We start from the raw sequence: 22,674 nt of genomic DNA on the forward strand, positions 1-22,674 counted from the left end.
CTGTGTGCGTCTAGCCCCGGACCTCGAGATTCCGCGCCGCGTTGCGGTGCTATCCGTACATACTTCGCCGCTGGCGCAGCCGGGTACCGGTGATGCCGGCGGGATGAATGTCTACGTGTTGCAGACCGCATTGCAGCTGGCCCGGCGCGGTGTCGAGGTGGAGGTTTTCACCAGGGCCACCTCGTCGTCGGACGCCCCGGTGGTGCAGGTGGCTCCGGGCGTGCTGGTGCGCAACGTGGTGGCCGGGCCGTTCGAGGGCCTGGACAAGTACGACCTGCCCACCCAGCTGTGCGCGTTCACCGCAGGGGTGTTGCGCGCCGAGGCGACCCATGAGCCCGGCTACTACGACGTCGTGCACTCGCACTACTGGCTGTCCGGTCAGGTCGGCTGGCTGGCCCGCGACCGCTGGGCGGTGCCGCTGGTGCACACCGCGCACACCCTGGCCGCGGTGAAGAACGCCGCGCTGGCCGCCGGGGATTCACCCGAGCCGCCGTTGCGTGCGGTGGGGGAGCAGCAGGTGGTCGACGAGGCCGACCGGCTCATCGTCAACACCGAACATGAAGCACAGCAACTGGTTTCACTGCATCAAGCTGATCCGGGACGGATCGATGTGGTACATCCGGGCGTCGATCTGGATGCGTTCACCCCGGGGGATCGCGCCGCGGCACGGGCAATCCTGGGCATTGCGCCCGACGAGCAGGTGGTCGCGTTCGTGGGCCGGATCCAGCCGCTCAAGGCGCCCGACGTGCTGCTGCGCGCCGCGGCCAAACTGCCCGGGGTCCGGGTGCTGGTCGCCGGCGGACCGTCCGGCAGCGGCCTGGCCGAGCCCGACACCCTGATCCGCCTGGCCGACGAACTGGGCATCACCGACCGCGTGACCTTCCTGCCCCCGCAGTCCCGTGACGAGCTGGTCAACGTGTACCGCGCCGCCGATGTGGTCGCCGTGCCCAGCTACTCCGAATCCTTCGGCCTGGTCGCCATCGAGGCCCAGGCCTGCGGTACCCCGGTGGTGGCGGCCGCGGTCGGCGGTCTGCCGGTCGCGGTGGCCGACGGGGTCAGCGGAGCCCTGGTCGAAGGCCACGACGTCGACGACTGGGCCGCCGCGATCGACGGCGTGCTGCAGCGCGATCCGGATCCACTGAGCGTGGCCGCAGCGGCCCACGCCGCGCAGTTCTCCTGGGGGCACACCGTCGACGCCCTGCTGGACAGCTACGCGCACGCGATGAGCGACTACCGGTCCCGGCACCGCAGGCCCGGCCGTCGTCCCGGGCGGCGGTTCGCACTGCGTCGCGGGGTGCGGGCATAACCATGGGCACCGGCGTCGAACAGATCATCACCGACACCCTCGACGAGCACGAGCTCGTCTACCACCGGCACGAGGGCGCCCACGGCGGGCTGCCCGGCATCATCGTCGAGCTGCCCGGCGAACGGAAGCTCAAGACGAACACCATCCTGAGCATCGGCGAGCACTCGGTACGCATCGAGGCGTTCGTGTGCCGCAAGCCCGACGAGAACTTCGAAGGCGTCTACCGGTTCCTGCTCAAGCGCAACCGCAGGCTCTACGGCGTCGCCTACACCCTCGACAATGTCGGCGACATCTATCTCGTCGGCCGGATGGCCCTGCACTCGGTCACCGCCGAGGAGATCGACCGCGTGCTCGGCCAGGTGCTCGAGGCCGTCGACTCCGACTTCAACACCTTGCTGGAGCTGGGTTTCCGCTCTTCCATCCAGAAGGAGTGGGAGTGGCGGGTCTCGCGCGGTGAGTCACTGAAGAACCTCAAGGCATTCGAGCACCTGATCGAGGACTGAGTCTCAGGCTCAGGCTCACGCGCGAGCGTGGGCCCTGTGCACACGGATTCGCCCGAATACGTGCACAGCACCCACGCTCGGCCGGCGCGACCGCGACCGTGAGAAGATCCTCTGCATGCCGACGCTGATCCTGCTCCGCCACGGTGAGAGCGACTGGAACCAGAAGAACCTGTTCACCGGATGGGTCGACGTCGACCTCACCGACAAGGGCCGGACCGAGGCCGTCCGCGGCGGCAAGCTGCTGGTCGAGAATGACGTGCTGCCCGACGTGGTCTACACGTCGCTGCTGCGCCGCGCGATCACCACCGCGAACCTCGCCCTGGACGCCGCCGACCGGCACTGGATCCCGGTACACCGCGACTGGCGGCTCAACGAGCGGCACTACGGCGCCCTGCAGGGCCTGGACAAGGCCGCCACCAAGGAGAAGTACGGCGAAGAGCAGTTCATGGCGTGGCGCCGCAGCTACGACACCCCGCCGCCGGCCATCGAGAAGGGCAGCGAGTTCAGCCAGGACGCCGACCCGCGCTACGCGGACATCGGCGGCGGCCCGCTGACCGAATGCCTCAAGGACGTGGTGACCCGGTTCGTGCCGTACTACGAGGACACGATCGTGCCCGACCTCAAGGCCGGCAAGACCGTGCTGATCGCGGCCCACGGAAACTCGCTGCGTGCGCTGGTGAAATACCTCGACGGCATGTCCGACGAGGAAGTCGTCGGCCTGAACATCCCGACCGGCATCCCGCTGCTCTACGAACTCGACGAAAACCTCAAGCCCCTGGTCACGGGCGGGGAGTACCTCGACCCCGAGGCCGCCGCTGCCGGGGCCGCCGCGGTCGCCGCGCAGGGTGCCAAGAAATAATTCGCTGGACACTCGGGCCTGCGGGCAAACAGCAGGTTACCGGGGGTTAACGACAGCCGAACTCCTGTATTTGACGGTGTGACATGTCCCGTTTTGGTCGCACGCTGCTGGGATGACGTTCACCGGGTGCGTACGATTTTCGCGTGAGCTTGGTGTCGGCGTTACTGCTGACTGCGGTCGTATCGTTGCTCGCGCTGATCGTCGGTGCGGGGGTGGCCGCCGCAGTCGCCCCTCGCCTCGTGGCCAACCGGCAGCGTCGCGAAGCTGATCAGGCCGGCCTGACTGTGTCGCAGATGCTGCAGCACATCGTGTCTGCAGCGCCCAACGGCATCGTCGTGGTCGACACGTTCAACGACGTCGTCTACGCCAACGACCGGGCCTCCGAGCTGGGCGTCGTGCGCGACCGGCTTCTCGACGACCGGGCCTGGCGGGCGGCCGAGCAGGTATTCGCCACCGGCCAGCCGATCGACGTCGACCTGTCGCCCCGCAAGCTTCCGCACCCCGGACGTTCGGGTATCTCGGTGCGCGGCTGGGTGCGGCTGCTGTCGGGTGAAGACCGCCGTTTCGCCGTCGTCTACGCCGACGACCAGTCCGAACACGCCAGGATGGAAGCGACCCGGCGGGATTTCGTCGCCAACGTCAGCCATGAGCTCAAGACCCCGGTGGGCGCCATGCGCGTGCTGGCCGAAGCGTTGCAGGCCTCCGCCGACGACCCGGACATGGTGCGCCGCTTCTCCGACAAGATGGTGGCCGAATCGCTGCGGCTGGCCGACATGGTCGGCGAGCTGATCGAGCTGTCCCGGCTGCAGGGCGCCGAGCGGCTGCCCGATCTGGGCGCCGTCGACGTCGACACCGTGGTGTCCGAAGCGCTGTCGCGGCACAAGGTGGCCGCCGACAAGGCCGACATCTCGATCACCACCGACGCCCCGACCGGCTACCGGGTGCTGGGCGACCAGACCCTGCTGGTGACCGCGATCGCCAACCTGGTGTCGAATGCAATTGCTTACTCGCCCAACGGATCCGGCATATCCATCAGCCGGCGCCGGCGGGGTGGGAGTGTCGAGATCGCGGTCACCGACCGCGGTATCGGAATCGCCAAGGCCGATCAGGAGCGGGTCTTCGAGCGGTTCTTCCGGGTCGACAAGGCCCGGTCGCGCGCCACTGGCGGTACCGGGCTGGGCCTGGCGATCGTCAAACACGTGGCCGCCAACCACAACGGAACCATCCGGCTGTGGAGTCAGCCGGGCACCGGGTCGACATTCACGTTGTCGATTCCGGCCTATCCCGATACCGATGAGTCCACAAGTGACTCAGACGACCGAGAGGATTAGCGAGACCGATGACCAGCGTGTTGATCGTTGAGGACGAGGAGTCGCTGGCCGATCCCCTGGCATTCCTGCTCCGCAAGGAAGGCTTCGAGGCCACCGTGGTGGCCGATGGTCCCTCCGCACTGGCCGAGTTCGAGCGCTCCGGCGCCGATATCGTCCTGCTGGACCTGATGCTGCCCGGGATGAGCGGTACCGATGTCTGTAAGCAACTGCGGGCCCGATCCAGCGTGCCGGTGATCATGGTCACCGCGCGTGACAGTGAGATCGACAAGGTTGTCGGCCTCGAGTTGGGTGCCGATGACTATGTCACCAAGCCGTATTCGGCCCGCGAGCTGATCGCGCGGATCCGGGCGGTATTGCGCCGCGGCTCCGACACCGACGACAGCGCCATCGGCGACGGCGTGCTCGAGGCCGGCCCGGTGCGGATGGACGTCGAACGGCATGTCGTGAGCGTCAACGGGGAGCAGATCACGTTGCCGCTCAAGGAGTTCGACCTCCTGGAGTACCTGATGCGCAACAGCGGGCGGGTGCTCACCAGAGGCCAGCTCATCGACCGGGTGTGGGGCGCCGACTACGTGGGCGACACCAAAACCCTTGACGTGCATGTCAAACGGCTGCGCTCCAAGATCGAGGCAGACCCGGCCAACCCGGTGCACCTCGTGACCGTGCGCGGTCTCGGCTACAAGCTGGAGGGCTGAACCCCGTTGGAGGCCGGGGTCGCTCGATGCTCGGCCGCGCTGGTCGCCGGATGTACGGCGACCAGCCCCAGCGCGCTGCGCCGCCGGCACATCGCGGCCAACTCGGCGTAGGCCTTCTCGCCGAGCACCGCGATGAGCTCGGGGGCGTAGGACTCGAAAACCGGGCGGGCGCCGACATGCGCGGCGGGATCACCGGTGCAGTACCAGTGCAGGTCGGCACCGCCCTCGCCCCAGCCGCGCCGGTCGTATTCGGTGATGACGGTCCGCAGGATCTGGGTTTCGTCGGGCCGGGTGATCCACTCCTGGCTGCGGCGGATCGGCAACTGCCAGCACACGTCGGGCTTCATGGTCAGTGGCTCGACACCGAGCTTGAGGGCCTTGCTGTGCAGCGCACACCCGATTCCGCCGGCGAACCCCGGACGGTTCAGGAAGATGCATGCGCCCTTGTACTTCCGGGTGCGCAGGTTGGGCTTGCCGTCGTACTCGTCGTCTTCCAGGTAGCCCTTGCGGCCCAGGCCCTTGTCGCGGAACTGCCAGTCTTCATCGGTCAGTTGACTGACCGCGTCGTCAAGCCGGGCCCGATCGTCGTCGTCAGAAAGGAACGCTCCATGGGAGCAGCAGCCATCGTCCGGGCGGCCCTCGACCGTGCCCTTGCAGGCCGGTGTGCCGAACACACACGTCCAGCGGGACAACAACCACGTCATATCGGCCGCGATCAGATGTGTCGCGTCCTCCGGGTCGTAGAACTCCACCCATTCGCGGGCAAAGTCGAGTTCGACTTCGCCGGGATGCACATCTGTCACGGCGCAAACGGTACTCGCATACGCCGTAACGCATTTCCCAACCGTGGTACGACGCGGAGTGGGACACACCACAAGCCTGGCCTGCCCATCCCGAAGGTTGCGGGTGGTCCGGCCACGAAGCGCCTCTCGACTGCGGTTAGGTTGGTGCAGTGCGGTTAGGCGTGCTCGATGTCGGGAGTAACACGGTGCATCTCCTCGTGGTGGATGCGCGCCGTGGCGGGCACCCGACCCCGATGAGCTCCACGAAGGCGGCCCTGCGGCTGGCCGAGGCGATCGACAACTCGGGCAAGCTGACCCGCAAGGGTGCCGACAGCCTGGTGGCCACCGTCGACGAGTTCGCCAAAATTGCCACCAGCTCGGGCTGTGCCGAACTGATGGCGTTTGCCACCTCTGCGGTGCGCGACGCCACGAACTCTGAGGAAGTGCTGGCAAGGGTGCGGGCCGAGACCGGGGTGTCCCTCGGGGTGCTCAGCGGCGTCGACGAATCCCGGCTGACATTCTTGGCGGTGCGCCGCTGGTACGGCTGGAGCGCCGGTCGAATCATCAACATCGACATCGGCGGCGGCTCGCTGGAGCTGTCCAGCGGGGTCGACGAAGAGCCCGAGGTGGCGCTGTCGCTCCCGCTCGGTGCCGGGCGGCTGACCAGGGAATGGCTGACCGAAGACCCACCTGGGCGGCGCCGGGTCGCGATGCTGCGGGACTGGTTGGCCACCGAACTCGCCGACGCCGGTGCCACCATGCGCCGGGCCGGGAATCCGGATCTCACGGTGGCGAGCTCGAAGACCTTCCGGTCGTTGGCGCGGCTCACGGGCGCGGCCCCTTCAGGGGCAGGCCCGCGGGTCAAGCGGACCCTCACCGCGGCTGGATTAAGACAGCTCATAGCTTTCATCTCTAGGATGACAGCGGCTGACCGTGCCGAACTGGAAGGGGTGAGTGCCGAGCGCGCACCACAGATCGTGGCCGGTGCTTTGGTAGCTGAAGCTAGTATGCGAGCACTGGAGATCGATTCCGTCGACATTTGCCCCTGGGCTTTGCGGGAGGGTTTGATTCTGCGGAAACTCGACAGCGAGGCCGACGGCACAGCCTTGGTAGAGACGTCGGCGCGCGACGCCGCACGTTAAGGAAAAGCTAGCCCCAAAGGCAACATAGGTATGACAGGACCAGAGAACAGCCCATCCGGCACCCGACCGATCTCGGTAGCGGAGTTGCTGGCGAAGAACGGGACGATCGGGGCGCCCCCGGTCGGCGGTCGCCGTCGGCGCCGTCGCGGTAACAGCGACGCGGTGACCGTCGCCGAACTCACCGGCGAAATCCCGATCATCACCGACGACATCGAGTTCGAACCCCGCGGTGAATCGGTTCCCGCCCCTGATCCACTGGTCGACACCGCCGTCGTGGCACCGATCCTGGATGAACCCCGCGAGCCGCGTGAGCAGCCGCAGCCGCGTGAGCAACCGCAGCCGCGTGATGAGCCGCGGGTCCGCAGCGGGAGTCGCGGCGGTGTCTCCAGGCCGCCTCGGGCCAAACCGGCCGCCAGGCCGGCCGAACCCGTTGAGGTGCGCACCGACGCCGAGGACGACTACGAGGCGCACCTGGCTGCGCGCGACGCCGATCCGGAACCCGTCGAATTCCGGCCACGCCCGCGCCGCGCGCCGTACAAGCGCTCGGCGCCCGACTACCAGCCGTCGGGCACCGGCGCCGAGCGGATGAGTCCTGATCCCCTCTACGACCTCCACGAGGACGATGCGGCCGAGCCGGTCGACACGTTGGTCGAAGCCGACGCTCGCGATGTCCGCGACGTGGACACCGACGACGCGGCATACGACGACTACGACGATGAGTACGGGGACCGTTCCTACTCCTCGCTCGGGCCACTGTTCGGCGCCGAGTCCGGCGCCGACGACCGCGCCCGTCGTCCCCGCGGCGGCGTCGACGACATCGACCTCGAGGACGAAGGGCTGTCCGAGGGCGCCGATGAAGCCGACGTCTTCGACGAGCACGACGAATTCGACGAGGATCAGCCGCCCAGCTCCCCGCTGGTTCGCGCAATGTGGATCGTCGGGCAGTGCGTGATCGCGGTGGGCTTCGGTGCCGGCCTGTTCATCGCCTTCGACCAGCTGTGGAAGTGGAACACCATCGTCGCGCTGGTGCTCGGCGTGCTGGTGATTCTCGGCCTGGCCGGTGGCGTGCGGGTGGTTCGCAAGACCGAGGACATCGGCAGCACGCTGACCGCGGTGGCGGTCGGAGCGCTGGTCACCTTCGGACCATTGGCTCTGCTGCAGGCGAATTAGGCCGCGGCGCTGCGGCCGAGTTAGTACGGCGGTACACAATTGGTTGTGCGCCCAGCCATCAAGATCGGCCTGTCCACCGCTTCGGTCTATCCGCTGAGGACGGAGGCCGCCTTCGAGCACGCCGCCCGACTCGGCTACGACGGTGTCGAGCTGATGGTGTGGGCGGAATCGGTCAGCCAGGACATCGACACCGTCGCCAAGATGTCCGCGCACTACGGGGTGCCGGTGCTGTCGGTGCATGCACCCTGCCTGCTGATCTCGCAGCGGGTGTGGGGCGCCAACCCGATCCCGAAATTGGAACGCAGCGTGCGGGCCGCCGAACAACTGGGCGCGCAGACCGTCGTCGTGCATCCGCCGTTCCGCTGGCAGCGCCGCTACGCCGAGGGCTTCAGCGAGCAGGTCGCCCGACTGGAGGCCGACAGCGAGGTCCTGGTGGCGGTGGAGAACATGTTCCCGTTTCGGGCCGACCGGTTCTTCGGGGCGGGCGGCACGTCCATCGAGCGGATGCGCAAGCGCGGCGGTCGACCCGGCCCGGGTATTTCTGCGTTCGCGCCGTCCTACGACCCGCTGGACGGCGATCACGCGCACTACACGCTCGATCTGAGCCACACCGCGACCGCAGGCACCGACGCCATGGACATGGCCCGGCGCATGGGCGACGGCCTGGTGCACCTGCACCTGTGCGACGGTAAGGGCGCGTCCACCGACGAGCATCTGGTCCCGGGCCGCGGCACCCAGCCGACCGCAGAGGTGTGCCGGATGCTGGCCGCGGGAAATTTCTCCGGCCACGTCGTCCTGGAGGTCACCACCTCGGCGGCCAAGACGGCCGCCGAACGCGAGGCGCTGCTGACCGAATCGCTGCAATTCGCCCGTACCCACCTGTTGCGCTGAAACCTGACCCGGCCCCTGCAAAAAGGACTCGTACATGACTGGCTCCACCCTGTTCACCGACGCCATGGCGCTGACGCCGGCCGGTGACGGCGTCTATCACGGTGAGCTCAACGAGCATTGGACGATCGGGCCGAAGGTGCACGGCGGCGCGATGCTCGCGCTGTGCGCCAAGGCCGCGCGCACCGAGTTGGGCACGTCGGCGCAACCTCTAGCGGTGTCGGGGAACTTCCTCTGGGCACCGGATCCCGGTCCGATGCAGGTGGTCACCACGGTGCGCAAGCGGGGCCGCCGGATCGGTCTGGTGGACGTGGAGCTCCGTCAGGGGGAGCGCACGGCGGTCACGGTGTCGGTGACCCTCGGCGAGCCCGAACATCACGTGCCCCCGCTGCTGTCGTTCAACCCGGTGGTGCCGTTGATGACGCCGGAACCGCCGCCGGGTCTGGAGCCGATCGGTCCCGGCCATCCGATGGAGCACATCGTGCACCTGGCACACGGCTGTGACATCCGGCCGGCGTTGCACACCATGGGCCCGCGGACGGATGGCGGTCCACCCGTGTTCGAGTACTGGGTGCGGCCGAAGGGAGTCGCTCCCGACGTGCTGTTCGCCCTTCTCTGCGGCGATGTGTCGGCTCCGGTGACATTTGCCGTGGAACGCACCGGTTGGGCGCCCACGGTCCAGCTGACGGCCTATCTGCGGGCATTGCCGGCCGATGGCTGGCTGCGGGTGATGTGCACCTCGGTTCAGATCGGCCAGGACTGGTTCGACGAGGACCACATCGTGGTCGACTGCGAGGGCCGGATCATCGTGCAGACGCGGCAGTTGGCGATGGTGCCCACGCCGGGCTGACACGGCCCTGACGCGCGGGCATGGAATGCTGTCGCCCATGTCGAGAATCGCGATAATCGGCGGCGGAAGCATGGGCGAGGCGCTGCTGTCGGGGCTGTTACGGGCTGGCAGACAGGTCAAGGACATGGTGGTCGCGGAGAAATTCCCGGACCGGGTCAAGTACCTGTCAGAGAAGTATTCGGTGCAGGTGACCTCGGTCGTCGCTGCCGCCGAGAACGCCACCTACGTGGTCATCGCGGTCAAACCTGGCGATGTCGAGAAAGTGATCGACGAGATCGCCGAGGCGGCGGTTCGCGCCGACAGCGACACCGCCGAGCAGGTGTTCGTCTCCATCGCCGCGGGTGTGGCCACGTCGTACTACGAGAACAAGCTGCCGGCCGGATCGCCGGTGATCCGCGTCATGCCCAACTCTCCGATCGTGGTCGGCGGCGGGGTGAGCGCCTTGGCGCCGGGCCGGTTCGCGACCGCTGATCAGCTCAAGGCGGTCTCGTCGATCTTCGATGCGGTCGGTGGCGTGATCACCGTCGCCGAGTCGCAGCTGGACGCGGTGACCGCGGTTTCCGGCTCGGGCCCGGCGTACTTCTTCCTAATGGTCGAGGCCTTGGTGGATGCGGCCGTGGAATCGGGCCTGTCGCGTGCCGTGGCCACCGATCTGGCGGTGCAGACGATGGCCGGTTCGGCGGCGATGCTGCTGGAGCGCCTCGATGAGGTGAACGCGGCCGGAGGCGCCGCGCTGGACACCACGCCGGCCCAATTGCGGGCGATGGTGACGTCGCCGGCCGGGACTACGGCCGCTGGGCTGCGGGAACTGGAGCGTGGGGGACTGCGGACCGCGGTCTCCAATGCCGTTCAGGCCGCGAAAACGCGCTCTGAGCAGCTCGGAATTACATCTGAGTAATTAGATTAATTCCAACTGATTAGCCCACACCCGTCGCAGTAACCCCACCCGCCACGCTATTCTCCCTTTGTATGCGCGGGTCGGTGCCAGCGGTGGGGAAGCCGCTGGGACTGCCTGTGCCTGATTGATTGGGTTGCGATGACGTCTATGAACGGGCCATCGGCGCGGGATGCTGGCGACGGTCAGCCTCGAGCTCAATTTCTGACGGTCGCCGAAGTGGCGAGCTTGATGAGGGTCTCGAAGATGACGGTGTACCGGTTGGTGCACAACGGTGAACTGCCAGCGGTGCGAGTGGGTCGATCGTTCCGGGTCCACGCCAAGGCGGTCCACGATCTGCTGGAGTCTTCGTACTTCGACGCCGGTTAGGCACACGCCGCAGCGGTCTGGGTGGGCCTGAGCAGGCTGGCGTTTTCCGTTTCGGTGGTCGGCCCGGGTAAAGTGACCGGGTCAACCATCCAGCGTGAGTAGCGGAGACACCAGACTTTATGGGCTCAGTCATCAAGAAGCGGCGTAAGCGTATGTCGAAGAAGAAGCACCGCAAGCTGCTTCGCCGTACTCGGGTGCAGCGTAGAAAGCTTGGCAAGTAGCCTTCCGCTGCAGCCGCTAGGCTGAGCCGATGGATTCTGATGGTCGTTCGGGGGGACGCCCGACGGGAGTCCCCGGGTCGTCTGGCGCGGACTCTTCCGGTGGAACGCAGTCCGCAGGTGCGGCGCCCGCTCCGAAAGTGGTTCTGGTCACGGGTGCGTGCCGGTTCCTCGGTGGTTATCTGACCGCCAGGCTGGCACAGAACCCGTCGATCGAGCATGTCATCGCCGTGGATGCGGTGGTGCCGAGCAAGGACCTCATGCGTCGGATGGGGCGGGCCGAGTTCGTCCGGGCCGACATCCGCAACCCGTTTATCGCCAAGGTGATCCGAAACGGGAATGTGGACACCGTCGTGCATGCCGCGGCGGCGTCCTACGCGCCGCGGTCCGGAGGGCGCGCCACGTTGAAGGAACTCAACGTGATGGGCGCGATCCAACTGTTCGCGGCCTGCCAGAAGGCGCCGTCGGTCCGTCGGGTCGTGCTCAAGTCCACCTCAGAGGTGTATGGCTCGAGCTCCCGTGATCCGGTGATGTTCAGCGAGGAGAGCAGCGCCCGGCGTCCGCCGGGTGACGGGTTCGCCCGCGACAGCATGGACATCGAGGGCTATGCGCGCGGCCTGGCCCGGCGTCGTCCGGACATCGGCGTGACCATCCTTCGGCTGGCCAATATGATCGGGCCGGCCATGGATACCGCCTTGTCGCGGTATCTGGCGGGGCCGGTGGTCCCGTCGTTGGTCGGCCACGACGCACGGCTGCAGTTGTTGCACGAACAGGACGCCCTCGGCGCCCTGGAGCGTGCGACCATGGCCGGCAAGGCGGGCACATTCAACGTCGGCGCCTCGGGCATCATCATGATGAGCCAGGCGATCCGGCGGTCGGGGCGTGTCCGGCTTCCCGTCCCGCGCGGGGCGTTGTCGGCGATCAATTCACTCAGTCGCGCAACGCGTTACACCGAACTCGACCGCGATCAGATGAACTATCTGAGCTACGGCCGGGTTATGGACACTACGCGAATGCACAGGGATCTGGGTTACAGTCCCAAGTGGACGACCGCCGAGGCATTCGACGACTACGTCCGTGGTCGCGGATTGACACCGATACTTGATCCGCGATGGGTACGCTCAATGGAGAGTCGCGCCATGGGGGTGGCGCAGCGTTTGGGATATTAGGACTGGCTCTATCCGGGGTGGGAGAAGGTATCGACGTGGCGGCTGAATCCAAGGCGAAAGTTATTCCGCTGCATGGGAACTCGAGCCGTGCCTCCGCTGCGCGCCGGGCGGCGGCCCGGTCCGACAGTGCCCGCAGGCACCCGTCTGTCCTGGCCGATCCGGGTAGCCGGGCCTCGGCCGAGCAGATCGCCGCGGTAGTCCGGGAGATCGATCAGCGGCGCAGCAGCGCCTCGGGTCACTCGCCGGCCGACGACGGCCCCAGCGAACTCGTCAAGGGCATCGCGGCGGTCTCTGAATTCGTCCGCACCCGGATGACCGGTGAGTACCCGGTGGACGAGTTCGGGTTCGATCCGCACATCACCAACGCAATCTTCCTGCCTTTGCTGAGAACGTTTTTCAGGTCCTGGTTCCGGGTCGAGGTGTCCGGCATCGAGAACCTGCCCGAGAGTGGCGCGGCGCTCGTGGTGGCCAACCACGCCGGGGTGCTGCCCTTCGACGGGCTGATGACTCAGGTGGCCGTGCACGATCACCATCCCGGACACCGGGATCTGCGTCTGCTGGCCGCGGACCTGGTCTTCGATCTGCCGATGGTCGGTGCGGCTGCCCGCAAAGCCGGGCACACCATGGCCTGCACCACCGACGCGCACCGACTGCTCGCCAACGGCGAGCTCACCGCCGTGTTCCCCGAAGGCTTCAAGGGGCTGGGCAAGAACTTCAAGGACCGGTACAAGCTGCAGCGGTTCGGCCGTGGCGGGTTCGTTTCCGCAGCTCTGCGGGCACAGGCGCCGATCGTGCCGTGCTCGATCGTCGGGTCGGAGGAGATCTACCCGATGATGGCCGACGTCAAGCTGCTGGCCCGGTTGCTCGGTCTGCCGTACTTCCCGGTGACCCCGCTGTTCCCGTTGGCCGGCCCGCTCGGGCTGGTGCCGTTGCCGTCGAAGTGGCACATCCAGTTCGGCGAGCCGATCGAGACGGCCGATTACGAAGAGGGCGCCGCCGACGACCCGATGATCACCTTCGAGCTCACCGATCAGGTCCGCGAGACCATCCAGCACACGCTCTATCAGCTGCTGGCGGGGCGCCGAAACATGTTCTTCGGCTGAGGTTTTCGCCTTACCTTCTCCCGGCCAGCAGACACAAAACTGCCCCTTTTCGTGTGAAAAGGGGCAGTTTTGTGTCTGCTCGCGGAAGGGAAAATCAGGCGCCGGACTTTTGCCCAGCAACCATCTTGGCGATCGCGGCATCGCGGGCCGCGGCGATCTGTGAACTGATCTCGTCGGCCTCGTCGATGGCCGCCTCGCCGAGCATGGTGACGATGCTGGTGGCAACCGGGTTGCCGTCGTCGTCGGAGACCTCGGCCCGGACCTCGGCGATCACGGTGCCGTGCGACTCGATGACCGAGTCCAGGTACGAGTCGAACCACAGCTTGTCGCCGACCAGGATCGGGCGGTGGAAGATCAGCTTCTGGTCGCGGTGCAGCACGCGCTCCAGGTTGATCGGGATGTCGAACTTGTCGAACAGCTCCAGCTGGACACGCCGGCCGGCCACCGCCAGGAACGTCACCGAGGCCACGACCGAGTCGTAGCCGTATTCCTTGGCAGCCTCGGCGTCATAGAGCGCCGGATGCTCGTCCTTGACCGCGCGGGCGAACTCGCGGACCTTCTCCCGGCCGACCTCGAAGTAGTCGGGGTACCGGTAGTGAGTCCCGATGATGTTTGCGGCGATGCTCATGTTCCCTGCGCTGTTCGGTATGCGGTGCGCGGTGCGCACAAACGTGCATGGCTGCGGGGGCCCGCTGGCGCGGCCCGCCGCGGCAGCTTATCAGCGCGGGACACCCGCTCAGCGAATGTCGTGGCGGCGGGACGCGGCAGCCGCCAGTGCGCCGCCCAGCGCCCCGAGGGCCAGTGCCGACGGCACGCCGATGCGCGCCGCCTTGCGTGCGGTGCGGAAATCGCGGATCTCCCAGCCCCGTTCCCTGGCGACATCGCGCAGGGCGGCGTCGGGGTTGATCGCCACCGCGGTACCGACCAGCGACAGCATCGGCACGTCGTTGAAGCTGTCCGAATAGGCCGTGCACCGGCGCAGGTTCAGCCCTTCCCGGATGGCCAGCGATCGCACCGCATGGGCCTTGCCGGTGCCGTGCAGGATGTCGCCGACCAGCCGTCCGGTGAACACCCCGTCGACCGACTCGGCCACCGTGCCCAGCGCGCCCGTCAGCCCCAGGCGCCGCGCGATCGTGGCGGCCAGCTCATAGGGGGTCGCGGTGACCAGCCACACCTGCTGACCGGCGTCCAGGTGCATCTGGGCCAGCGCCCGGGTTCCCGGCCAGATCTTGTCGGCGATGATCTCGTCGTAGATCTCCTCGCCGAGTTCGACGAGCTCGGCGGTGGAGCGACCCTCGATGAACGCCAGGGCCTTCTGCTTGCCCTCGGCGACGTCGTCGCTGTTCTCCTTGCCGGTGAACTGGAACTTGGCCTGCGCGTAGGCGATGCCGAGGATGTCGCGGTAGGTGAAGTACTTGCGGGCGGCCAGGCCGCGGGCAAAGTGCACCAGCGACGATCCGTGGACCAGGGTGTTGTCGACGTCGAAGAACGCCGCGGCCGTCAGATCGGGCGGCGGCGCCGGTACCCCGGCGGGCTCGGTGTCGGACTCGAGCTCGGTGACAGCGAGTTCGGCGCCGGCCTCGGCGGCAAGCTCCTGTTCGAGCGCATCGGCACTACCGGATTCGGACACGAATTCACCCTAGGTCACCGGGCCGGGATACTGGCGGTGTGGAGCGCGAGCAGGCGGGTAGCGGCGGTCGAGCCACTGTGACGTTGCTGACCCGGGCCGGGTGCGGTATGTGCGAAAAGGCGGCCCGGCAGCTGGCCGCGTTGCGCGAGGAGCTGGACTTCGACCTGGTGAACACCGACGTCGACGTGGCAGCCGCCGCCGGGGACACGACACTGCGGGCCCGGTACGGCGATCTGTTACCGGTGATTTTGCTGAACGGGACCGAACACAGTTACTGGGATGTCGACGAGCAGGCCCTTCGGGCCGACGTCCCCAGCAGATGACGCCGCCAGATGAAATTTGGTGGGCGGGCGGGAAACGATTACCTTGGTGACGTGGTGATGAAGCCGTGAGTGTGCTGCTATTCGGGGTTTCGCACCGCAGCGCGCCGGTGTCTGTTCTCGAGCAGTTGAGCACTGACGAGTCGGATCAGGCCAAGATCATCGACGAGGTCCTTCGATCCTCGTTGGTCACCGAGGCCATGGTCCTGTCCACCTGCAACCGCGTCGAGATCTATGCCGTGGTCGAGGCCTTCCACGGTGGCCTGTCGATCATCGGGCAGGTGCTGTCCGACCACTCCGGCATGTCGCTCAACGATCTCACCAAATACGCCTATGTGCGCTACGCCGAGGCTGCCGTCGAGCATCTGTTCGCGGTGACCAGCGGCCTGGATTCGGCCGTCATCGGTGAAGCCCAGGTGCTGGGGCAGGTGCGTCGCGCCTATTCGTCGGCCGAAGAGCACCAGACCGTCGGGCGCACCCTCCACGAACTGGCCCAACGCGCCCTCAATGTCGGCAAGCGGGTGCACTCCGAGACCGGGATCGACGCCGCGGGCGCATCCGTGGTGTCGGTCGCCCTCGGCATGGCCGAGACCAAACTCACCGGCGGGCTCGCCGGGCGCACCGCAGCCGTGATCGGCGCGGGCTCGATGGGCGCGCTGGCCGGCGCGCACCTGGTGCGGGCCGGAATCGAGCGGGTCCACGTGGTGAACCGCTCGCTGCCGCGCGCTGAGCGCCTCGCCGCCAACCTCACCGAGCAGGGTGTGCAGGCGCAGGCCTTTTCTCTGGACGATCTGTCGGAGGCTCTGGCCGACGCCGATGTCGTGGTCAGCAGCACCGGGGCGGTACGTCCGGTGGTGTCGCTGGCCGACGTGCACCACGCCCTGGCGCAGCGAAATGCTGCCGCCGGCGGCGACCGGCAGTTGGTGATCTGCGATCTCGGCATGCCGCGTGACGTGGACCCGGCGGTAGCCGGGCTGCCCGGTGTCTGGGTGGTCGACATGGACCGGATCCAGCGGGAACCGTCGGCGCGTGCGGCGGCCACCGATGCCGACGCGGCCCGCACGATCGTCGCCACCGAGGTTGCCAACTACCTGGCCGGCCAGCGGATGGCCGAGGTCACCCCGACCGTCACCGCGCTGCGGCAGCGCGCCGCCGACGTGGTCGAGGCCGAGCTGCTGCGCCTGGACAACCGGCTGCCCGGGCTGGACGCGACGCACCGCGACGAGGTGGCCAAGACGGTCCGCCGCGTCGTCGACAAGCTTTTGCACGCACCCACGGTGCGGGTGAAACAACTCGCCAGCGCGCCTGGCGGGGACAGCTACGCAGAAGCCCTGCGTGAGCTGTTCGAACTCGATCCGCAGGCCGTCGAAGCTGTGGCGGCCAGCGAATTGCCCTTCATGACAACAGATCTCGATAAGTCTGAGTAGGTTTTGGTAAAAACGCGCGATACGGTAATCCGGATCGGCACCCGGGGTAGCCTGCTGGCGACCACGCAGGCCGGCACCATCAGGGACGCAATGCGGGCGGCCGGGCATGCCTGCGAGCTGGTGATCATCTCCACCGAGGGCGACCGCAACCAGGGCCCCATCGCCGACATCGGTGTCGGGGTCTTCACCGCGGCGCTTCGGGAGGCGATCCACGACGGCCGGGTGGACATGGCCGTGCACTCCTACAAAGATTTGCCCACCGCACGTGACGATCGGTTCGTGATCGCCGCCGTGCCGCGCCGTGAGGACCCCCGTGACGCGCTGGTGGCGCGTGACGGATTGGTGCTCGGCGAGTTGCCGGCGGGGTCCGTGATCGGCACATCGAGTGCGCGACGGGCCGCGCAGCTTAGAGCACTGGGTCTCGGTTTGGAAATCCGCCCCCTACGAGGCAACCTAGATACCAGGTTGAACAGGGTTACGAGCGGTGATCTCGACGCCATCGTGGTCGCCCGCGCGGGTCTTGCCCGTATCGGACGACTCGATGTAGTCACCGAGTCGCTCGAGCCGGTGCAGATGTTGCCAGCGCCGGCTCAAGGTGCGCTCGCGGTGGAGTGCCGCTCCGGCGACACCGAGCTGATTTCGGTGCTGTCGGAGTTGGACGACGCCGATACGCGCGCCGCGGTCACCGCCGAACGGATCCTGCTCGCCGAACTGGAGGCGGGCTGTTCCGCACCGGTTGGCGCGATCGCAGAAGTGGTCGAGTCGATCGATGAGGACGGCAATGTCTTCGAGGAGCTGTCGTTGCGCGGCTGCGTAGCGACGCTGGACGGATCCGACGTGATTCGTGCGTCCGGTATCGGAACTCCCGATCGGGCCGCCGACTTGGGTGTCTCGGTGGCCGCGGAGCTTTTCGAGCTGGGTGCACGCGAGCTGTTGGTAGAGCGCGGGAGTGAAGAATGACCATGCGAGGTCGCAAGGCGAAGCCCGGCCGCATCACATTTGTGGGCTCAGGCCCGGGAGATCCGGGGCTGCTGACGGCACGGGCACAAACCGTGCTGGCGCACGCCGAGTTGGTGTTCACCGATCCTGACGTACCCGAAGCCGTGTTGGCGCTGATCGGCACCGAGCTGCCGCCGGCGTCCGGCCCGGCCCCGGCTGCGCCGGCCAAGGCCGACGCTGCCGCCGGTGACACGGCCGACGCCGATGCCGCCGGAACATCCGACGCTGCACAGGCCGCGGTCATCGCGGGTGGACCTGAGGTCCGTCCGGCGCTCGGCGACCCCGCCGAGGTGGCCAAGACGCTGGTCGCCGAGGCTCGCCACGGCTACGACGTGGTGCGCCTGGTCGCGGGTGACCCGCTGTCAGTCGACGCCGTCATCACCGAGATCGGTGCACTGGCCAAGTCCCATGTGAACTTCGAGATCGTCCCCGGGTTGCCCGCCACCAGTGCGGTGCCCACCTACGCGGGCCTGCCGCTCGGTTCGTCGCACACCGTGGCCGATGTCCGCGGCGACGTGGACTGGGCGGCGTTGGCCGCCGCTCCCGGGCCGCTGATCCTGCACGCGACCGCGTCGCACCTGCCGGATGCCGCACGCACCCTGATCGAGCAGGGGCTGGTCGACAGCACCCCGGCGGTGGTGACCGCGAGCGGCACCACCTGTCAGCAGCGGTCGGTGGAGACCACGCTCGGTGGGCTGCTCGACAAGGCCACGCTGGAGAAGCCGGCCGGAAGCGAGCTGGTCGGACCGCTGGTGGGGCCGCTGGTCGTCACCATCGGCAAGACCGTGGCCAACCGGGCCAAGCTGAACTGGTGGGAGAGCCGCGCCCTGTACGGCTGGACCGTGCTGGTGCCGCGCACCAAGGATCAGGCCGGCGAGATGAGCGACCGGCTCGTGGGCCACGGCGCCCTGCCGATCGAGGTGCCGACCATCGCCGTCGAGCCCCCGCGCAGCCCCGCGCAGATGGAGCGCGCGGTCAAGGGTCTGGTCGACGGTCGGTTCCAGTGGGTGGTGTTCACCTCGACCAACGCCGTGCGTGCGGTCTGGGAGAAGTTCAACGAATTCGGCCTGGACGCACGGGCGTTCTCGGGTGTGAAGATCGCGTGTGTCGGACAGGCCACCGCCGACAAGGTGCGGGCGTTCGGCATCAACCCCGAGCTGGTGCCGTCGGGGGAGCAGTCCTCGCTCGGCCTGCTCGATGAGTTCCCGCCGTTCGACGAGGTTTTCGATCCGGTGAACCGCGTGCTGCTGCCGCGTGCCGACATCGCCACCGAGACGCTGGCCGAGGGCCTGCGCGAACGCGGCTGGGAGATCGAGGACGTCACCGCCTACCGCACCGTGCGTGCGGCTCCGCCACCGGCGCAGACCCGCGAGATGATCAAGACCGGCGGTTTCGACGCGGTCTGCTTCACCTCGAGCTCGACGGTGCGCAACCTGGTCGGTATCGCCGGCAAGCCGCATGCCCGGACCATCGTGGCCTGCATCGGACCCAAGACCGCTGAAACCGCAGCGGAATTCGGCCTGCGGGTGGATGTGCAGCCCGAGTCGGCCGCGGTGGGACCGCTGGTCGATGCGCTCGCCGAGCACGCTGCCCGTCTGCGGGCAGAGGGGGCGCTGCCCCCGCCGCGCAAGAAGAGCCGCCGCAGGTAAACACCCGCCGAAACGGTATCCCAGCAGGGCCGCTCTCGAACTCTTCCTTCTGGAATACAGTTTCGCGGAGAAGCGCAGAAGGAGCTTGCCATGGTTTACCCGAGGCATCGTCCACGTCGGCTGCGGTCCACGCCGGCGATGCGTCGGCTCGTGGCCCAAACCTCTTTGGAGCCGCGCCATCTGGTGCTGCCGATGTTCGTCGCCGACGGTATTGACGCACCGCGCCCGATCTCCTCGATGCCCGGCGTGGTGCAACACACCAGGGATTCGTTACGCCAGGCGGCCGCCGACGCGGTGGCCGCGGGTGTGGGCGGGCTGATGCTGTTCGGCGTGCCCCGCGACGAGGACAAGGATCCGACCGGTGCCGTGGGCATCGATCCCGAAGGCATCCTCAACGTGGCGCTGCGTGATCTGGCCAAGGACCTCGGCGACGCCACGGTGCTGATGGCCGACACCTGCCTCGATGAGTTCACCGACCACGGGCACTGCGGCGTGCTGGATGCCGCGGGCCGGGTAGACAACGACGCAACCAACCTGCGTTACGTGGAACTTGCCGTGGCGCAAGCGGAATCGGGTGCACATGTGCTCGGCCCCAGCGGCATGATGGACGGCCAGGTGGCCGCCATCCGTGACGGGCTGGATGCGGCCGGCCACACCGACGTCGCCATCCTGGCCTACGCGGCCAAGTTCGCCTCGGCGTTCTACGGCCCGTTCCGCGAAGCGGTGTCGTCCAGTCTGGTCGGGGATCGTCGTACCTACCAACAGGATGCGGGCAACATCCGGGAAGCCGTGCACGAGGTCGAGCTCGACGTCGACGAGGGCGCCGACATGGTGATGGTCAAGCCCGCGATGAGCTACCTGGACGTGGTGCGCGCCGCTGCCGATATCTCGCCGGTACCCGTTGCGGCATATCAGATTTCGGGCGAGTACTCGATGATCTGTGCGGCCGCCGCCAATGGCTGGATCGATCTGGAGGCGGCGGCGCTGGAGTCGCTGATCGGGATCCGGCGGGCCGGCGCCGACATCGTGCTGACCTATTGGGCGGCCGATGTGGCCGGCTGGCTTGCGTGACGGAACAGGTGACCGAGCAGCAGCAGGGCCCGACCGGCCGTCCCGAGGACGTCGACACCGGGTTCTGGTTGTGGACCGCCGCCCTGGTGCTCATGGTGGTGGGGTATCTGATCGACGCGCTCACCGGATCCGGCAGTGGTGTGCAGCGGTCGATGACCATCGTCTTCTCGGTGATGTTCCTGGTCGTGTTGTCCTCGATCGTGGTGACATTCCTGCTGTTGATGCGCCAGGGATATCGCTGGGCCCGCACCCTGCTGACCAGCGGCGGGATCGTCTCGGTCCTGCACGCGATCAGCAGCCTGCTGACCGGCGAACGCCAAGATGCGGCCGCGGTGGGCTACGCCGTGACCGCGATCGTCGGATCGGTGCTGATCGCGGGTGGGCTGTACCTGCTGCACCGCAAGGACGCCGACGGTTTCTTCACCCACTGATTGGCTACGCTTCCCGACAATGTCCTCATTACCAGCGTCGCGCCGCGCGACCATCGTGTTCAGTTGCTGGCTCGTCGGCGCGGTGCTGTTGATCGCCGGCGGGATGCTCGCAGTCTCGGCAAGCCCACCCGGCGGTAACGCGATGTTGTACCGCGGGATCGGAGCGCTCGTCGCGCTCGCCGGGCTCGGGATGGCTTTTCTGGCGGGCCGCAGCCGCTCCGATGATCCACGCTACCGCCGCGCGGCGATCGCATTGTCGCTGGCTATCGTGGTCCTGGTGCTGTTGACCGGCCTCAACATTCTCGTGCTGGTCTCGCTGCTCCCGCTCATCGTGGGTACCGGGCTGAGCGTGCTGCCATTGCGGAGGGGTGACGATGGAGAGTGAACCGGTGAGCAAAGTTGCCTCCGAGGTGCTGTTCTACGAGCAGGGCGCCAGCTGGGCCTGGCTCCTTTTGGGGCCGTTCGCCGGTATCGGTATGGCGATTCTGCAGATGACCGGCGGATACGGCTACGACCTGTGGATTCCGATCCTGTTCCTGGTGCTGGTGTCGGGGTTCGTGGCCATCCAGATCAAGGCCGCGCGCATCCACACCTCGGTCGAGTTGACCGCCGACGCCCTGCGACAGGGCGCCGAGATCCTCAAGATCGACGAGATCGTGCTGATCTACCCCGAAGCCTCGGGCTCGGAGGCCCCGAAATGGCAGTCGGCCCGTGCCCTCGGAGAACTGTCCGGGATGCCACGGGGCCGCACCGGCATCGGGCTCAAGCTCACCGGCGCCCGTACCGCCCAGGCCTGGGCGCGCAAGCACCGGAAGCTGCGGGAAGCGCTGACGCCGCTGGTCGAGGAGCGCACATCGTGAAGCGCCGGGCTGTGCTGGAGTTCATCGTGGCCGCCGTTGCTGCGGTGGGCTGTGTGTTGAGCTGGATCGCTGCGGCAACGACGATCGAGGTGGCGCCCGTGCTCGACGGTGAGCCGGCCACCACCGCGGTCAGCTACTCGGCACCACTGCTGGTGCTGGCACTGGTGCTCGCGGGTCTGGCGGGCGTGCTGACCGTGCTGGGCGTCGCCCGGTTGCGCCGCTGATCCCGTGACCGGCTGGCATCCCGTTTCGCGCGGTGAATCCGGTGCCGCTGTGTTCCGTAGTGCGGACGGTTCCAGATTCGCGAAGATGGTCGGCCCGGCGGCGGTGACGGATCTGGCAGCCGAGCGGGACCGGGTGTCGTGGGCGCACGATCACGGTGTGCCGTCACCGGCGGTGATCGACTGGGGCGCCACCGAGGACGGCGGTGCCTGCCTGGTCACCAGTGCCGTCGCCGGCGTCGGGGCCGATGGGCTCACGGAAGCGGAGCTTCGGTCGGTGTGGCCCGCGGTGGTGGAGGCAGTCCGCTCCTTGCACGGCATCGCCGTCGACGATTGTCCGTATCGGCGCGACCTCGACGACATGCTGTCGCGGGCCCGCTCCGTCGTCGCCGCGGGCGCGGTCAACCCCGAGTTTCTGCGCGACGAGGACCGGGACGTTCCGGCCGCCGAGTTGCTCATGCGCGTCGAACGCGAGGTCGACCTGCGTCGCCGCCAGGAGGCCGCCGATCTCGTGGTGTGCCACGGCGACCTGTGTCTGCCCAACATCCTGATCGACCCCGACCGGCTCACCGTCGAGGGATTCGTCGACCTCGGTCGCCTGGGTCTCGCCGACCGCCACGCTGATCTGGCGTTGCTGTCGGCGAACACCGCCGACACCTTTCCCGGCTTCGCCGAGGACGCCGCGGCAGGTCTGGCCGCGGGCTATCCGGCGGCGATAGATGAGGACCGGCTGCGGTTCTACCTCGCATTGGATCCGTTGACCTGGGGGTGAGAGCCCAAGGCGCG

The 22,674-nt window shown here is 67.7% G+C and carries 27 protein-coding genes; 24 read left to right on the plus strand and 3 right to left on the minus strand.

The annotated features are described in order from the left end of the window. Nucleotides 1-4: 4 nt before the first annotated feature. The 5 genes from mshA (at nucleotide 5) to regX (ending at nucleotide 4,694) form a co-directional block, all read left to right on the plus strand. The gene (mshA, locus tag ACZYZ7_RS10940) at nucleotides 5-1,306 is read left to right on the plus strand and encodes a D-inositol-3-phosphate glycosyltransferase (RefSeq protein ID WP_450071987.1); all 1,302 of its coding nucleotides are present in this window, start codon (nucleotides 5-7) and stop codon (nucleotides 1,304-1,306) included. A gap of 2 nt (nucleotides 1,307-1,308) precedes the next feature. After that, nucleotides 1,309-1,809, plus strand: a complete 501-nt coding sequence (locus ACZYZ7_RS10945) for a type III secretion system chaperone family protein (RefSeq protein WP_135458485.1) — start codon at nucleotides 1,309-1,311, stop codon at nucleotides 1,807-1,809. Nucleotides 1,810-1,924: 115 nt separating this feature from the next. After that, nucleotides 1,925-2,668 carry a phosphoglyceromutase gene (locus ACZYZ7_RS10950; RefSeq protein WP_450071986.1) on the plus strand — a complete coding sequence of 248 codons (744 nt, stop codon included), beginning with the start codon at nucleotides 1,925-1,927 and terminating at the stop codon, nucleotides 2,666-2,668. A 143-nt stretch (nucleotides 2,669-2,811) separates the two neighbouring features. Then, nucleotides 2,812-3,999, plus strand: a complete 1,188-nt coding sequence (locus tag ACZYZ7_RS10955; RefSeq protein WP_167857990.1) for a sensor histidine kinase — start codon at nucleotides 2,812-2,814, stop codon at nucleotides 3,997-3,999. 8 nt (nucleotides 4,000-4,007) lie between these two features. Continuing rightward, entirely contained in the window at nucleotides 4,008-4,694 is a 687-nt protein-coding gene (regX, locus tag ACZYZ7_RS10960) for a two-component sensory transduction protein RegX (RefSeq protein ID WP_054603396.1), read from the plus strand. Here regX and ACZYZ7_RS10965 read toward each other — a convergent pair. Next, the gene (locus ACZYZ7_RS10965) at nucleotides 4,676-5,497 is read right to left on the minus strand and encodes a hypothetical protein (protein WP_450071985.1); all 822 of its coding nucleotides are present in this window, start codon (nucleotides 5,495-5,497) and stop codon (nucleotides 4,676-4,678) included. The genes regX and ACZYZ7_RS10965 overlap by 19 nt on opposite strands. Nucleotides 5,498-5,646: 149 nt before the next feature. On the opposite strand from ACZYZ7_RS10965, the gene ACZYZ7_RS10970 reads away from it, so the two are divergent. From ACZYZ7_RS10970 to ACZYZ7_RS11010, 9 genes are all read left to right on the plus strand, one after another. Then, entirely contained in the window at nucleotides 5,647-6,618 is a 972-nt protein-coding gene (locus ACZYZ7_RS10970; protein ID WP_167857989.1) for a Ppx/GppA family phosphatase, read from the plus strand. Nucleotides 6,619-6,648: 30 nt separating this feature from the next. Continuing rightward, nucleotides 6,649-7,788 (plus strand): FUSC family protein, encoded by a 1,140-nt coding sequence (locus tag ACZYZ7_RS10975; protein WP_450071984.1) that lies wholly within the window; start codon nucleotides 6,649-6,651, stop codon nucleotides 7,786-7,788. Nucleotides 7,789-7,833: 45 nt separating this feature from the next. Further along, entirely contained in the window at nucleotides 7,834-8,679 is an 846-nt protein-coding gene (locus ACZYZ7_RS10980) for a sugar phosphate isomerase/epimerase family protein (RefSeq protein WP_450071983.1), read from the plus strand. A gap of 34 nt (nucleotides 8,680-8,713) precedes the next feature. After that, nucleotides 8,714-9,526, plus strand: a complete 813-nt coding sequence (locus tag ACZYZ7_RS10985; protein WP_450071982.1) for a thioesterase family protein — start codon at nucleotides 8,714-8,716, stop codon at nucleotides 9,524-9,526. A gap of 37 nt (nucleotides 9,527-9,563) precedes the next feature. Then, nucleotides 9,564-10,424 (plus strand): pyrroline-5-carboxylate reductase, encoded by an 861-nt coding sequence (gene proC, locus ACZYZ7_RS10990; RefSeq protein WP_135458471.1) that lies wholly within the window; start codon nucleotides 9,564-9,566, stop codon nucleotides 10,422-10,424. A gap of 138 nt (nucleotides 10,425-10,562) precedes the next feature. After that, complete coding sequence (locus ACZYZ7_RS10995; RefSeq protein WP_003882954.1) at nucleotides 10,563-10,790, plus strand: cell division/environmental response transcriptional regulator; 228 nt, start codon at nucleotides 10,563-10,565, stop codon at nucleotides 10,788-10,790. A 119-nt stretch (nucleotides 10,791-10,909) separates the two neighbouring features. After that, on the plus strand, nucleotides 10,910-11,011 hold the full coding sequence (locus ACZYZ7_RS11000; RefSeq protein WP_003402602.1) for a 30S ribosomal protein bS22: 102 nt from the start codon (nucleotides 10,910-10,912) through the stop codon (nucleotides 11,009-11,011). A 29-nt stretch (nucleotides 11,012-11,040) separates the two neighbouring features. Further along, the gene (locus ACZYZ7_RS11005; RefSeq protein WP_450071981.1) at nucleotides 11,041-12,177 is read left to right on the plus strand and encodes an SDR family oxidoreductase; all 1,137 of its coding nucleotides are present in this window, start codon (nucleotides 11,041-11,043) and stop codon (nucleotides 12,175-12,177) included. Nucleotides 12,178-12,206: 29 nt separating this feature from the next. Further along, nucleotides 12,207-13,280, plus strand: a complete 1,074-nt coding sequence (locus tag ACZYZ7_RS11010) for a lysophospholipid acyltransferase family protein (RefSeq protein ID WP_450072083.1) — start codon at nucleotides 12,207-12,209, stop codon at nucleotides 13,278-13,280. Nucleotides 13,281-13,374: 94 nt separating this feature from the next. On the opposite strand, the gene ACZYZ7_RS11015 is transcribed toward ACZYZ7_RS11010, so the two are convergent. Continuing rightward, entirely contained in the window at nucleotides 13,375-13,908 is a 534-nt protein-coding gene (locus tag ACZYZ7_RS11015; RefSeq protein WP_135458465.1) for an FAS1-like dehydratase domain-containing protein, read from the minus strand. A gap of 108 nt (nucleotides 13,909-14,016) precedes the next feature. Beyond that, nucleotides 14,017-14,910, minus strand: coding sequence for an HAD family hydrolase (locus tag ACZYZ7_RS11020; RefSeq protein ID WP_463740900.1), 894 nt, complete (start codon nucleotides 14,908-14,910; stop codon nucleotides 14,017-14,019). 38 nt (nucleotides 14,911-14,948) lie between these two features. Between ACZYZ7_RS11020 and ACZYZ7_RS11025 the strand changes: the two genes are divergently transcribed. From ACZYZ7_RS11025 to ACZYZ7_RS11070, 10 genes are all read left to right on the plus strand, one after another. Beyond that, a complete protein-coding gene (locus ACZYZ7_RS11025; protein ID WP_286175159.1) occupies nucleotides 14,949-15,233 on the plus strand; it encodes a glutaredoxin family protein in 285 nt (94 codons plus the stop codon). Nucleotides 15,234-15,298: 65 nt separating this feature from the next. Continuing rightward, nucleotides 15,299-16,657, plus strand: a complete 1,359-nt coding sequence (locus ACZYZ7_RS11030) for a glutamyl-tRNA reductase (RefSeq protein WP_135458461.1) — start codon at nucleotides 15,299-15,301, stop codon at nucleotides 16,655-16,657. A gap of 3 nt (nucleotides 16,658-16,660) precedes the next feature. Beyond that, nucleotides 16,661-17,617 carry a hydroxymethylbilane synthase gene (gene hemC / locus ACZYZ7_RS11035; RefSeq protein WP_135458458.1) on the plus strand — a complete coding sequence of 319 codons (957 nt, stop codon included), beginning with the start codon at nucleotides 16,661-16,663 and terminating at the stop codon, nucleotides 17,615-17,617. Then, a complete protein-coding gene (locus ACZYZ7_RS11040) occupies nucleotides 17,614-19,305 on the plus strand; it encodes a bifunctional uroporphyrinogen-III C-methyltransferase/uroporphyrinogen-III synthase (RefSeq protein ID WP_135458456.1) in 1,692 nt (563 codons plus the stop codon). The genes hemC and ACZYZ7_RS11040 overlap by 4 nt, the downstream gene beginning before the upstream one ends. A gap of 90 nt (nucleotides 19,306-19,395) precedes the next feature. After that, complete coding sequence (hemB, locus tag ACZYZ7_RS11045) at nucleotides 19,396-20,376, plus strand: porphobilinogen synthase (RefSeq protein WP_463740901.1); 981 nt, start codon at nucleotides 19,396-19,398, stop codon at nucleotides 20,374-20,376. Continuing rightward, on the plus strand, nucleotides 20,373-20,807 hold the full coding sequence (locus ACZYZ7_RS11050) for a hypothetical protein (RefSeq protein WP_463740902.1): 435 nt from the start codon (nucleotides 20,373-20,375) through the stop codon (nucleotides 20,805-20,807). Before hemB ends, ACZYZ7_RS11050 begins: the two co-directional genes overlap by 4 nt. Before the next feature lie 19 nt (nucleotides 20,808-20,826). After that, complete coding sequence (locus tag ACZYZ7_RS11055) at nucleotides 20,827-21,192, plus strand: hypothetical protein (protein ID WP_135458450.1); 366 nt, start codon at nucleotides 20,827-20,829, stop codon at nucleotides 21,190-21,192. Beyond that, complete coding sequence (locus tag ACZYZ7_RS11060) at nucleotides 21,182-21,667, plus strand: DUF3093 domain-containing protein (protein WP_135458447.1); 486 nt, start codon at nucleotides 21,182-21,184, stop codon at nucleotides 21,665-21,667. The genes ACZYZ7_RS11055 and ACZYZ7_RS11060 overlap by 11 nt, the downstream gene beginning before the upstream one ends. After that, entirely contained in the window at nucleotides 21,664-21,891 is a 228-nt protein-coding gene (locus tag ACZYZ7_RS11065) for a hypothetical protein (protein ID WP_450071979.1), read from the plus strand. Before ACZYZ7_RS11060 ends, ACZYZ7_RS11065 begins: the two co-directional genes overlap by 4 nt. A gap of 4 nt (nucleotides 21,892-21,895) precedes the next feature. After that, nucleotides 21,896-22,660 carry an APH(3'') family aminoglycoside O-phosphotransferase gene (locus ACZYZ7_RS11070; protein ID WP_463740903.1) on the plus strand — a complete coding sequence of 255 codons (765 nt, stop codon included), beginning with the start codon at nucleotides 21,896-21,898 and terminating at the stop codon, nucleotides 22,658-22,660. Nucleotides 22,661-22,674: the final 14 nt, after the last annotated feature.

The sequence above is a fragment of the Mycobacterium sp. IDUB_17 genome (assembly GCF_055419465.1).